Source organism: Paenibacillus phytorum (assembly GCF_013141715.1).
In the GTDB taxonomy this organism is placed as follows: Bacteria; Bacillota; Bacilli; order Paenibacillales; family NBRC-103111; genus Paenibacillus_E; species Paenibacillus_E phytorum.
In genome coordinates this window covers 24,323-38,146 of record NZ_WHOA01000198.1, presented here as the reverse complement: position 1 = coordinate 38,146, position 13,824 = coordinate 24,323, and the positions used below count along the sequence as shown (strand labels likewise).

Sequence of the window (13,824 nt, the reverse complement as noted above, 5' to 3'; positions counted from 1 at the left end):
AAATTCCGTGCAATACAAGGGAATCATGCGCTATAATCCTTGTGGAACGTGGGTCTATAAGGTGAATTGGAATTCTGCACATGCAGAAAATAATGTATATATACGTCAAAATAGCGTTGTACTAATATGAGAAATGTAATTGTTAAGCGTTTACATTTGGTTGATTTTACATTTCACAAAGGAGTGGGTCTTAATGAAGAAGAGAGTATCGTCTTTCATCGCTCTCAGCATGCTTGCTTCAGCTATGGTAACAGGCTGCAGTAGCGATAAGGATGCAGGCAAGGTGGCGGAATCGCCCAAGAATTCGTCAGTAACTGCAAAATCCGTGGAATTTCCACTAAAGGAAAAAGTGAAGTACACTTTTGCACAAAACAGATCCGACGGTTTTAAACCCTTCCAAACATTGACATCATGGAACGAGCAGTTTGAGAAAAAGTCAAACGTTCAGATTGATTGGTTGGATTGGGGCACAGGAGATGCCTTTAAGCAAAAAAGACAGCTGGCCTTTGCAAGCGGAGATCTGCCGGACGCCTTTTATGGTGGCTTTGCTATTGAAACAAGTGATTATGTGAACTACGGCACTCAGGGAGTTCTTATTCCACTGGAAAAGATGATCAATAAAGATATCATGCCTAATTTAACAAAACTGATAGAAAGAAACCCGAATATACTTAAGCAAATGACAGCACCTGATGGACACGTATATGGATTGCCTTCGTATTCTGAAGGAACTACCAATACCAATGACACCATCCTTTATAACAAGCTTTGGTTGGATAAGCTAGGTTTGAAGATTCCTACCACAACGGATGAGTTTTACGAATACCTGAAAGCAATCAAAGCGGCGAAAGATTTGAATGGAAATGGCAAAGACGATGAAATTCCTTTTACGTTCCGATATGGTACCAATGGACAAGTAGATAAAATAAATGGCATTTCTTCCTTGATCGGGTTTTCCGGACTTGTTATGCCACAGTCGATGATTGATGTCAAAGACGGTAAACTCATTTTTGTACCTGGACAAAATGAATATAAAGAAGCCATTAAATTCTTAAATAAGTTGGCGACTGAAGGGCTTATTGATAAAGAAGCTTTTACAATGGACGGTTCTGCATACACGGCAAAAATGACAAGTAAAGTACCTTCAGTAGGCGGCGGTATTTACTGGTCAACAGCAAATACAAATAGTGATAATTTTGTTTATGGCCCTCCTCTTAAAGGACCCGATGGCAAGCAACGCTGGGCGAAAAGGCTAACGCCAGTGAATTTCAATATTGCTTTTGCAATCACGAATAAGGCGAAAAATCCGGAAGTTTTGATGAAATGGGCAGATCTGAATTACGATACGGATACATCCATTCAGAATTCCAGTGGACCCTATGACAAGTACCTTAAAAAACTGGGCAACGGAATGTTCGAAGAGATACTGAAGGCAGACGGTAAACAATTTACAGGGATTGAAAAATCTGCAGATACACCTGTAAATTCCTCCTTGTATATTCAACTTATGGGCGATGTAACATTAAATAAAAAATCAGCCGCCACAATATCAAAGGAAGAAGCGGAAAAGATCTACAGTCCATTTTTCCAGAAAGAAGCCTATGGGAGTCCTTTCATGGAACAAAAGGACGCGGAACGTAACTCAATTGTTGTAGCAGATCTCGGGCAATATGTAACCAAAATGACGGCAAAGTGGATCTATAGCGGCGGGATTGATGCTGATTGGAATGAATACGTGAATCAGTTGAAAAAACTCGGGATGGACGATTATATCAAAATTAATCAGAAAGCCTATGACAGTACGAAATAATCAAATATAAGCAACTAGACGGGGCAGAATTGTAGCTAGCAATAGTTAAATCTGTCCCGATTTACTGAAACTCAAAATAATTTGTTAATTAACGAGGAGTGTTAGATTTGACTAAACAGTATGGAAGAATTGTAGCCTTGTTGCTTGTTTTGATGATGACGTTTCAAATATCAAGTATTGCAGCTTCCACTGGATCAGAAGGTCCACCCTATAAAACGGAAAAGACTGCATTCAGAGACTGGGCACCCAAACAGTTAACGGGTTCAATAGTAAGCAAACTAAGCAACGCTTTGGTCATTTATGCAGGCAATAACAATGCTTATGTGAATAATAACAGAGTCAAAATTGATGCAAACAATCCGGAAGTAAACGCAACGAAAATTGATGACATGCTCTATGTCCCGGTCAGTTTTGTTGTAAAAAGCCTCCAATTACAGGCTCCTGTACAGCTGGAAAATAACACTTTAAGATTCACTTTTGCAAACAAATCTGTAGATGTTGCCAGTAAGCCAGGAAGCTATGAGCCCCTTGTACCTATACAGACGATTGCAACAGCTCTAGACAAAAGTGTATATGAAAATGAAAGCGGTTTATTGGTTGTAAGTGATTCTCAACTGTCTTTTGAACCTGTTGAAATAAGCAACATGATCAATGCCATTGTTACATGGGACAGTACAGACATTAAACATCCTATACGAGTGCCAACTACTAGTTATCCGAATCAATTAATCTTAATGTTTCCGTTCTTTGGTGATATGCAAGGAGTAAAAAAAGAAGAATTAGACACTACGTTAACCAAGCCAACAGTTGACCCTGTTATGGCATTATCTGACAGTTCTTATTTGACGCGTATTCAAACTGAATCGCTAAGCAGAAAAACGTTAGACGCTCGTCCGAATTTTGAAAAAACGATCAGACAAATGAGCTTTCTCTATAGTACTACTAAGGATGAAACATATTCGAAAAGAGCGATTCAGGCGCTTTATAGGTTTGCTAAGGACTACTCGAATATTCCAAAAATTACTAAAGATGATTTGTTCCATGCCTTTCCAAATTATGTGCCTGTTCATGCTGTTTATGCATATGACTTGGTTTATAATTCAAGCCAGTGGGATCAGATCTCATCTCAAGTCGGAGAAGATGCCCGAAGCGTTGTAGAAACCTGGTTAAGATCCACTGTGATTGATATGTATAATCTGAATAATGGTTTTTATTATTCCAATCTTGTGCCTTATGCAATAAAGGCTGTATTCGGAGTGGCATCCGTATTAAATGATCCGGAATTAATAAGGTTAGTTCTGCCATGGGTAGATACTTACATGGGACCGGATCAATTTTTTGCCGACGGCTTTTGGCAAGAAGCGACTATTACCTATCACGGGCAAATGGTAAATACAGGTGATGCCGCTTTGCTTTTAGAGAGCTGTTTCAAAGATCCTCAGGGTTACATTGATAATCAATTTAGATTAAAGTTAGATCATACAAACCTGTCCAACCGTTGGCCAATGCTCCAAAAGGGCAAAGACCTCATGAATAAAATGAAATTTCCCAATGGACAAAAGATATTCCTGAACGATACGGATCATTTTGTACGTTCTCAAAAAGACCCTATTTTACCGGAGTATTTGTCTAATATTGAATTAAATGCATCGGGATACTATGCGCTTACACAAGGGGATACCGAGAATGCAACACAAGTATCTCTGACTTTTCCGCCTATTGCAGGAGGATTGCCTTATTCTACGGGGCATGCACATGGGGATCACCTGCAATTGACATTATGGGGATCGGGCAGTGAAGTATTTCCTGATCCGGGGTATCCGAGAGGGCGAACTTCCAACGGTTTTTATCATATGTCTTCCCAAGCTCACAATATTGGCTGGGTATGGTCCAAAAAAGCTGGTAGCAGTTATACGAGCAGAAGTCATGAAACGCGCAGAGCGTCACAGTTGGCTTATGATCCTGGAACAAAGAATGGAAAACAAGTGCAGCTTTTGGAAGCGTCCTCACCTGGTCCTATAGGTGATTTGGCTGAGATGAACAGGCGTATGATATTACTTATGAAAGTGGATGGTAATAAGTCCTATGTGCTTGATTTGCAAAGACTAAAGGGTGGCGACGCTCATGAATCCTATTTACGTGCTATTGAGGAAGAAGATACGAATCTAGAGACGTCACTCCAATTGCAGACTCATGATGGCACAGATATGGCGCAATATCTGAAGAGTACCGGCCACGAAGAAGGGCTTAGCGAATTCCGAAACCTAATGAAGAATCCGAAAACTGGGAGTGGAGAAGGTGCATTTAGTTTTTCATGGATTGGCAAAGACACGGGTGTTGCAGTAAAAAGCTTTATTAACGGCGTACCAGGCGCGGAAACGTATTTTACTCGAGTCCCGACACTCAGAAAGACGCTGAATAAAACAGAGTTGCAGAGCAATTTCCCTGGATACCAACTTTACCGGAGAAATCTTGTATCGCCTGATACCGTTACCAAGTATGCTGGGGTATACGAGACATGGAAGAGCAAGACGGAAACGCCACAGGTTGAAAATGTCAGATGGATTTATCCGGAAGATCCTACTGGAATGACCATTGCTGCAGTTGTCACGACAAAAGATTATGAAGATATTGTGTATATTAGTAATGATTCGTTAAAGAGAAGCGTGGAAGGAATCACCTTCTCAGGCAAAGTATCCATTGTTAGGAAAGCTAGAGATAACGGTGAAATTCTTTGGATATATCATGGTGAAGAAGGGAATACGGAACTTAACGGCAATGTATTGACTGGCAAAAAAGATCAAACCTTCAAGGTATTGTCAACGACTGATTCGATAGACGGCACATCTCCAAATACAATGACGCTGGATGGTATCGTTGAGAATGCTGAGCTCTTAAAGAATCAATGGGTACAGACTGAATTTGGTGATACTTCCGGTTGGGGATTGAAGGTTGTCGGTGTTGAAACCAAAGAGCATCATACAGTTTTAACGATTGAGCAACCTCCGGCTTTTGAAGTTGTAAACGGTGGCGGGAAATGGTTATACTGGCCTAACCGAATAATGGAAGATGGCAAATTCGTCATGGAAGAGCCGCCAGGCAGCGGGGTACCGTATGTCATACCAGGTGATGTAAAGGTTCATATTTCTTTACCGACATTTATCGTCGACCAAACACCGCCGGCTATTTCGGTGTCCAATCCGAAAGACGGCAGCGTATATGATGATTCTGAGGAATTGAGGCCGCAGTTTACATTGACCGATGACTTGTCCGGTGTCGACAACAGCAAGACAACGGTTACGCTGGATACGTATGCATTCCAAATGGGAACGACCATTCCGCTCTATTCGTTGCCGCTGGGTCAACACACACTTCTAATTACCTCCACTGACATATCTGGTAAACAGGGAATCAAGACTGTTCAATTCCAGACCGCTGCTACCGTCGATTCCTTAAAAAAATTGGTATCTCTCTTCTTGAGTACCAGCCAGATTGACAATGCGGGAATTGCCAATAGCTTACAGACGGAATTGGTAAAAAATAATTTAAACAGTTTTGTGAATGAAGTGAAAGCGCAAAGTGGGAAGCACATTTCAAATGATACGGCAACCTTATTGCTGCGTGACGCCAATTATATATTGTCACATAATTAAAGAGCTGTGAAATTGGGGGAGGAAGGCGCTCGCGGGCGCTATTCCTCCTTCTTCACGATCTAAAGCTCTTGCAAGACATGGATTTGAACCTTTATTGAAATTCTGCATATGCAGAAAATAATGTTTATATACGTATGTTAAGCGTTTGTATATATTTAGAGGCATGATATTTAAGCGCTTTCAAGTAAGGTGAAGGAGATGGGCTGCTGTGGAAATTGCAAAAATGGCTTCAAAGAATGATGTAAAAACAGAGGGATATCCGCAAGTCAACAAGAAAAGGCTTCTAAAAAAAGTATTCTCTCGCGATTATCATTTATACCTATTGTGCCTTCCTGCACTGATTTACATTATTATTTTTGACTATGTTCCTATGTATGGTATTCAACTGGCATTCAAGGATTTTGTGATTTCAAAGGGGATATGGGGCAGTCCTTGGGTAGGATTTAAGCATTTTGAAAGATTTTTGGGATCCTACCAGTTCATGACGGTGTTGAAAAATACGCTTGGCGTAAGTCTCTATGAATTGATTGTAGGTTTTCCAATTCCTATCATTCTGGCATTGCTTTTAAATCAGGTGAGAAACCTGCGTTTCAAAAAAATTGTGCAAACAGTAACGTATGCTCCCCATTTTATATCGGTTGTTGTTCTCTCAAGCATGCTGCTTATCTTTTTATCGCCCAGTATCGGTGTAGTCAATACGATTATCGCATCATTTGGCGGAGAAAAAATTAACTTTATGGCGCGTCCCGACTTGTGGAAAAGCATATTTGTATGGTCAGGCATTTGGCAGAATGCCGGTTGGGGAACCATTATTTATATCGCTGCATTGTCTTCAATAAGCCCTGAATTGTATGAGGCTGCAAAAGTTGACGGAGCCAGCAAGTTACAGATCATTCGGCATGTAGATATTCCAGGAATTTCACAAACGATGGTTATTTTATTTATCCTCAACGTGGGTTCTGTCATGAATGTTGGTTTCCAGAAAGCTTACTTGCTGCAAAACGCTCTGAATATTGATGCATCTGAAGTGATTTCAACTTATGTATATAAAATTGGTCTTGAAGGCAGCCAGTTCAGCTATTCAACGGCAATCGGACTTTTTAATACGATAATCAATATTATTTTGCTGATCAGCACAAACCGTATCGCTAAAAAGCTGAGTGGTTCCAGTCTCTGGTAAGAAAGGAGTTCGACGACGATGAAAACAATTAAAAGATCTAAAGAGGATCTCGTATTTGATATCATTAATTATAGTGTGCTGGGATTTTTCCTGCTTATCGTGTTATACCCTTTATATTTTGTTTTCATAGCTTCCATATCGAGTCCAAATGACGTAGTTAGCGGCAATGTGATTATGTTGCCCAAAGGCATTACCTTGGAAGGATACGAAAGAATATTCAAGGATACAAGAATTTGGACGGGATATGGCAATACCATTTTATATACGGTTGTTGGAACTACGCTCAATGTTATATTGACCATGATGATTGGCTTCCCTTTATCCCGCAAATATTTCTCGGGACGCAAAGTAATTATGATCGTACTGATGATCACGATGTATTTTAGCGGCGGTTTAATTCCGCATTATTTGTTGGTCAAGAGTCTTGGTCTTCGTGACACGGCGATGGCGATGGTTATCCTTGGCGCGGTTGGGGTGTTTAATATTATTATCACGCGCAGCTTTTTGGAATCCAATATTTCAGAAGAAATCGAACAGGCGGCAGCGATTGATGGATGTTCGCCGTTCAGGTTTTTTATTTCGATGGTGCTTCCTTTGTCTAAGTCTGTGATGGCCGTTTTGGCGCTTTACTATGGTGTGGGGCATTGGAATGATTATTTTAAAGCAATGATTTTCTTAAACAGCTCAGAGAAGTTTCCGCTTCAGTTAATCTTAAGATCTATCCTGATCCAGTCCCAAAACTTGACGACTATGACCGATGATATTACACAGGCTGAGGAAGCCCGAATTATTGCGGAACAGATCAAATATGGCGTCATTATTATCGCAAGCGTTCCGATGCTTTTCTTGTATCCTTTTCTTCAGAGGTACTTTATCAAAGGAGTTATGGTTGGTTCTATAAAAGGATAGGAGTGTTTTGAAAATGAAACATCCGAATTTAATTTATTTTTTTCCAGATCAATGGAGGCAGCAAGCACTTGGGTTTATGAATGCAGATCCGGTAATCACACCTAATCTAGACCAATTCAGCCAAGAAAGTTTAGTACTCGAAAATGCGCTGAGCAATTTCCCTTTATGTAGTCCGTACAGAGGCATGTTGTTAACCGGCAAATATCCATATTCAAATGGCGTAATCGCAAACTGCAACAGCAACAGAAACACGTATGGCGTGTACCTGAAAAAAGATGAAAGATGCATTTCGGACGTTTTATTCGAAAACGGCTACAATACGGGGTATATTGGCAAGTGGCATCTGGATCCGGTAGATCTATCGCAAGAAAAGTATACAGAGGGACGCAGGGAAGATGGCGTGATGTGGGATTCCTATACGTTGCCGAATAGAAGACATAACTTCACGTTTTGGCACGCATACGGCGCCTGCGACAATCATCTTGAACCGCACTATTGGGTGAATAATGCGAAGATTGAGGAGAAAATCAAGCCGGAAGAATGGTCAGTCAAGCACGAGACTGACGTAGCGATCAATTATATCCGGAATAAGGATGGGAAATATCGGGATGAAAGCAAGCCGTTTGCTTTGATGATGTCCCTAAATCCTCCGCATCCGCCATTTAAACAGGTTCCTCAAAAGTACGTCGATATGTACGAAGGAAAAAGCGTAGAGGATTTGCTGAACAGGGAAAACGTAACGGATAAAACCCCGGAAGAGTATTTACAGATAAGCGATAAACCCCAAAATGGTAAGGAAATTGCACGAAATAATGTGAAAAATTATTTTGCCGCCATTACGGGTGTGGATGAACACTTTAAGAGAATACTCGATGCCATTGAGGGAATGGGAATAAAGGACGATACGATTGTGGTCTTCACTTCAGATCATGGAGAGATGATGGGAAGCCATAACGTTATGGGGAAACCGCATTGGTACGCTGAAAGCTTCAAAGTACCTTTTTTAATCAGACACCCTGGGAAGATAAAACCAGGTAAATCCGATTTTATATTAAATGTTCCTGATATTATGCCAAGCTTGCTAACTATGATGGGACTTGAGGATCAAATACCGGATGACGTTGAGGGTGATAATAAGGCAGACTATTTTTACGGTCTCCAAGATGGTGATACAGAGGGATTATTTATTAATGCATTCACAAATATGAGGGGACTCAAGACAAAGCAGTACACATTCTTAGTCAAAAAAGACTATGTCGAGAGAGAATCTTACATTTTGTACGACGATCTGAATGACCTCTACCAACAGAGAAATATTGCCGATGTTCATGACGAACTCGTCAAAGAGTTAAGAATAAAACTGGATGAAGTTCTCGCAACTACAAAAGATATCTGGAATAAATAGGATGAAGAATAAGAAAGGGGTAACTATGAATACTTATAACACCATATATGCTGATCTACTACCTGAAACCTTATGGAAGAGCTCTTTATCATGCAGTGAATGTCTACATAAACTTAACGAGAATTCGGCCGAGATGCTTGCAAACAAATTGCAAGCAATTGTCGTTTTACGAAGGCAAATTGCTCGCCAGCCAATTCGCGCTCATAAACTTTATAGTAACTATAATCAAAGAGATTATTATATTTCACAGTTATCAGAAGATGGACGCTTTGCAGATTTAGGTGATTCTTTTAAGGACGTGTATGATGCCATCCTGCGGCTGACCTCGCTTTCTGAACCCTTTCATTGGTCACGAGAAAAACCGATGCAGGATGAAAACTTGAAATCCAGGATTTTTAAAGGCATTGCTTATTATTGCAAAATGGAAGCGGACAGGGAGGACAAGAAGGCTACTCGGTTTCACAGCTCTGTTTTTGCTGTCCCTCTTGCAGCTGTGAATCTGTTTGTCTTCTTTCTTGACGATATGGAAGCTGTTGAGAAAGGAACTAAGGATGATTCGCTAACAAAGGAAGTACATAAGCAGCTGAGCCGATGTGCGCTTCAGTCATGGACATTGCCGCTTCGCGGCGATCATACCGACAGCCATCCGATCAGTCCTGAGCGGTTCCGAATGCATGTCTGGTGGGTAGGCGGTAATGCGTTGACCTATCGTCCTTCCTTTTATACAGCAGTAATGCTTCAATCTGTAGAAATGATAGATACTATGACACATGTCGTCAGTCATATTTTTACGCCGACTTCTCATACGAACAGCAACGAGTCCTATTGGGACGAAGGGATATGCGCCGATGGCTTCGGTTGGGGGCATGGTCCGCAAGCCTATAATAATGGCTATCCGAAGGATGGTATACTGAGCGGATTGAATATCATCAAGGATCTGAAAGGAACACCCTGGGAGAAAGAGATCACTTACCGAAATATGGATTGGCTGATCAACTTTATTCGCGGAATCAGTTGGAGTCATTACAAGGGCTTTGACGCACCCATGCAGTCCAGGCATATTTTCACAAGGAAGATGAAAGATGACGTCAGCTATATTTATAATTTGGCACAATTACTGATAGAAAATTTTAGTTATTTGTTAACGGAAGAACAGTTGAAAGAAATGAACGATCTACTTGATCATAAAGATGTTCAAATGATGGACGGGTATCCTTCAGGTTATTACAAAGGAGTACGCTACTTCTGGAACAATGATGATTTGATCAAGAAAACGGATAAGCTGTATTTCTATTTGAACATGGCTTCAAATCGTTGCGACGGTGTAGAATTCGCTCATATTATGGCAGATAAGCTTAATCTATTTACAGCGGATGGTTCCTATGTCATAGCAAGAGACGGCACTGAATGGGCTGAAAGCAAAGGGGCCTGGGAACTTGCTTCTTTACCTGGCATAACAGCCCGCTATATAGAGACTGCAAAGCTTGTGCCCGGGACAAATTGGTCTGGTTATAACAGTATTCATCCTTACGCGGGAGGAGTTGCCCGCAATGACAACGGTGCAGCAGGATTTATTTTTGAGAAAGATGATCGGAAGAAGCTGGATGGAGCCGGTGTTATCCATCAAGATGGCAGCAAAGAAATCTTCGGAGTAAAGGCGCATAAAGGTTATTTTATTATAGGCGATACGATTGTCTGCTTGGGTGCGGGGATCTCGGATCATCGACCTGAAATGGGCAGCGAGATACGGACCACGATCAATCAGACGAAGTGGGCTACGGATATTTTGTATCATACGGCAGGGAGTCCTTCGATAGAGACTTACGGTATGGACAAAAATGGTGTAAAGGTAACACTTAAAGGGTGCGAGTCCAGGAGCAAGGATATTCCTTGGGTAAAGCAGGATGGCATTCTTTATGCGGTACTTCCTGAGCATACGTCCGGGGAAGTCGTCATGTTAGCAGAGGAAAGGAAAACGCATTGGGAACTGTTAAACTTTACAAATAATGAGGCAGACAATGAGCTGTGCCCGATATTCCAGATTTGGGTGAATCATGGGGCGGCGCCTGTTGATTGCAAGTATTCGTATCTCATGTATGCCGGCGATCAGGAGCCGCAATCGTATCTAGCTTCAAATCCTGTTCAAATCATTTCCAACACAACCAAACTTCAAGCTGTGGCCAATAATAGTATGATTCAAGCTGTGTTCTATGATAATGAAACAGTATGCAGTACAGAGACGTTGAAGATGAAGGTTTCCAAACCTACTGTAGTCATGTTGGAGCAAGAGGGAGACAAGCTGTTTATTACGGTAAGCGACCCTAATCAGGATGTGAATTTGGATGAACTAATTATTTACTTGACCATTCCGCTTGTTGGTGATGGGAATACCATTGACAATGAATGGCATGCAGTTCCAATCAAAATGCCTGGAATACCTGAAGTCGGTAAGCCGAATACGGTCGTTGTCAATTTAAAATAATGGGCTGAAAACCTTTTTGGAATAAAGACTTTCGTTTGCTTGGCAAGCCCAGTATAGTTATAATAGGACATCCTAGAGGGGCTGAAGCGAAGATGAAATCTTACATACAGGAAAAAGCTTTATTTTTTAGATATCTGATGTCTTATGTCGTTATTTTATTTATTTGTATTGTAGTTATGGTATTTTTTGTGAATTATCAGTTCATAGGTATACTTAAGAACGAGTTAATTGCCAATAATGCAAATACGTTAAATCGAGTCATGTATATCGTTGACGCCAATATTAAGCAATTGGATAGTATACAAACGCATATTCAAATGAACAGGAGCTTAAATCCCTATTACGCATTGAATGATCCGAATCTTGCTATCGATGCACAGCGTGAACTTGGCAAATATTTGGCTTCGAACAATTTTATTAAAGATATGATGGTCTATTTTCGTGGGGATTCGTTTATTTACTCCAGCTCAAGTTCGTATTCTTTACCGTTATTTATTAATCAAGCTTTTAAATACAGTTCCTGGAATGAAGAGGATTTTAAAAGAGATATCAATTCGCTCAAGGTTCCAAAAGTACGTTCTGCCGAGGATGTTATCAAGTATGATCGTGAAGCAGAAAAAATTGTAACATTCATTTATCCCATTTCCGGTTTCGGCATTGACGCTAACACAACGGTTCTTTATTTGGTGGATGAGAATTTCTTTACCAAAATTATTAAAGACAATTTTGGCGGATATCATTCAAGTATTATGATTCTGGATCAGAATAATCAAGTGATTACGACTTCCAATAATGCTCTTCGGTTATCTGCGGATAAACTTAATGAATATCTTGGCAGCAACGAGAATCATTTTTCCAAAACGGTTTCAGAGGACAACCAGAGGATGTTAATGTCTGTAATGAAGTCTGATAAGACAGGCTGGAAATATATTTCTTTTACTCCTATTAATGAGGTTCTAAAAAAAACGGATGGCATTCAGGTCGAGTTTATACTGGTTGTACTTCTGCTTTTAGTGCTTGGGAGTATTGTCATCTATTTCAATATGCGAACTAACTATAAACCGATCCATAATCTTAAAAATTATGCAAGCAGGATTCTGCAGCATACGAACAAAGCCGAAAATGAGATCGATGTTGTGAAAAATACGATCGATTATCTTTCCAATCAGAATAAAAGTTTAATATCCAGTACCCGAGTCGCTTCCAAGGACTTTATTCTGGATAGTCTTCTCAAGGGGCGGATTCATACGCCGGAGGATCTAAAGCAGCAGGGGGAGCCCTTTGCGATATCGTTCAGAAATCCGCTTTATTTGGTGATCATCGTTCTCTTACATACGCCTCATTCCATAAAATCTCAGGATGTTCCGGAGTTGTTGAGTCAAATTGAAAGCACGGTCAACCTTTTTTTCAATGGGCATGTAAGGGAACATTTGGATCAAAAGAAAATGGTGTGTATTCTGTCTCTGGATGAGATTCAATCGGAAAGTCTTATGGCGGAGCTTGAAGCTTTTCAAATGCATTTGAAAGAAGCTATAAGTATTCAAACAACAATTGGGGTTGGCAACGTATACGAGGATGTTAAAGTTATTCCGCAATCCTATGTGGAAGCCTCTGCCGCCCTTGATTACCGCCTGGTGAAAGGAAATGGCAGCATTATTTTCAATGATGAATTATCCCATCAGGAGGAATCCTTGGATTCCTATCCGCATAAAGAACTTGATATTTTGAAAAGCTTGATCAAACAGGGCAATGATCTGGAAATTGAATATGCGTTGAACAATATCATCAATTATATGAAAACTTGCAATATCCCTCTATTTGTTGCAAGAGGGCTTTGCTTTGATATCTTGAACATCATCTGGCGGACTTTTGCAGAGGTCAACAAGGAGCTTCTGCTTCCCAAAGGTGAATATTCGAATGTCTCTATGCTTGCTGAATTTGAGACGATTGAAGAATTAACAAACCTTGTCAAAAACATATGTTCTCATATCTGTGAATTTATCCGCGAGAGTAAAGACGTAAAGGATCGAAGCCTTATCAAGGATGCGGCCTCCTATATTCAAAGCAATTTTGCGAATTGTGATTTCTCTATTCAAAATATGGCTGACCATTTCGGCATGACACTTACGAACTTAAGCCAATACTTCAAAAATCAAACCGGACAAACGATTATTGAATTTACAACGAATTTAAGGATGAATAAGGCGAAGGAGCTGTTAATGACAAGCGATTTAAACCTTAATGAAATATCCATTCAGGTAGGCTATATGAATTCCTCCAGCTTCATACGCCGATTCAAACAGATAACCGGATTGACACCAGGACAGTTTGTGAAGGAAAAAAAGAAATAGATTTTATTGGAGAGTGTCGTCATGCAGATTAAAC

Annotated in this window: 7 protein-coding genes; all 7 read left to right on the top strand. The window is 40.4% G+C overall.

From position 1 onward, the window contains the following. Positions 1-193: 193 nt before the first annotated feature. The 7 genes from GC098_RS28575 to GC098_RS28545 all read left to right on the top strand — a co-directional run bounded on the left by GC098_RS28575 (position 194) and on the right by GC098_RS28545 (position 13,790). On the top strand, positions 194-1,810 hold the full coding sequence (locus GC098_RS28575) for a type 2 periplasmic-binding domain-containing protein (protein WP_171646611.1): 1,617 nt from the start codon (positions 194-196) through the stop codon (positions 1,808-1,810). A 107-nt stretch (positions 1,811-1,917) separates the two neighbouring features. After that, positions 1,918-5,463: a heparinase II/III domain-containing protein gene (locus GC098_RS28570; RefSeq protein ID WP_171646609.1), complete on the top strand. Its 3,546-nt coding sequence runs from the start codon at positions 1,918-1,920 to the stop codon at positions 5,461-5,463. 223 nt (positions 5,464-5,686) lie between these two features. Continuing rightward, positions 5,687-6,643 (top strand): ABC transporter permease, encoded by a 957-nt coding sequence (locus tag GC098_RS28565; RefSeq protein WP_171646639.1) that lies wholly within the window; start codon positions 5,687-5,689, stop codon positions 6,641-6,643. Between the two features lie 18 nt (positions 6,644-6,661). Further along, entirely contained in the window at positions 6,662-7,552 is an 891-nt protein-coding gene (locus GC098_RS28560) for a carbohydrate ABC transporter permease (RefSeq protein ID WP_171646607.1), read from the top strand. Between the two features lie 13 nt (positions 7,553-7,565). Further along, the gene (locus tag GC098_RS28555) at positions 7,566-8,957 is read left to right on the top strand and encodes a sulfatase family protein (protein WP_171646604.1); all 1,392 of its coding nucleotides are present in this window, start codon (positions 7,566-7,568) and stop codon (positions 8,955-8,957) included. Positions 8,958-9,090: 133 nt separating this feature from the next. After that, positions 9,091-11,439, top strand: a complete 2,349-nt coding sequence (locus GC098_RS28550; protein WP_171646602.1) for a polysaccharide lyase family 8 super-sandwich domain-containing protein — start codon at positions 9,091-9,093, stop codon at positions 11,437-11,439. 92 nt (positions 11,440-11,531) lie between these two features. Beyond that, the gene (locus GC098_RS28545; RefSeq protein WP_171646600.1) at positions 11,532-13,790 is read left to right on the top strand and encodes a helix-turn-helix domain-containing protein; all 2,259 of its coding nucleotides are present in this window, start codon (positions 11,532-11,534) and stop codon (positions 13,788-13,790) included. Positions 13,791-13,824: the final 34 nt, after the last annotated feature.

Excerpts from the sequence above, each read along its gene's own strand:
- GC098_RS28545 (WP_171646600.1), top strand. The coding sequence starts at position 11,532 with ATGAAATCTTACATACAGGAAAAAGCTTTATTTTTTAGATATCTGATG.
- GC098_RS28575 (WP_171646611.1), top strand. The coding sequence starts at position 194 with ATGAAGAAGAGAGTATCGTCTTTCATCGCTCTCAGCATGCTTGCTTCA.
- GC098_RS28565 (WP_171646639.1), top strand. The coding sequence starts at position 5,687 with ATGGCTTCAAAGAATGATGTAAAAACAGAGGGATATCCGCAAGTCAAC.
- GC098_RS28560 (WP_171646607.1), top strand. The coding sequence starts at position 6,662 with ATGAAAACAATTAAAAGATCTAAAGAGGATCTCGTATTTGATATCATT.
- GC098_RS28550 (WP_171646602.1), top strand. The coding sequence starts at position 9,091 with ATGCTTGCAAACAAATTGCAAGCAATTGTCGTTTTACGAAGGCAAATT.
- GC098_RS28555 (WP_171646604.1), top strand. The coding sequence starts at position 7,566 with ATGAAACATCCGAATTTAATTTATTTTTTTCCAGATCAATGGAGGCAG.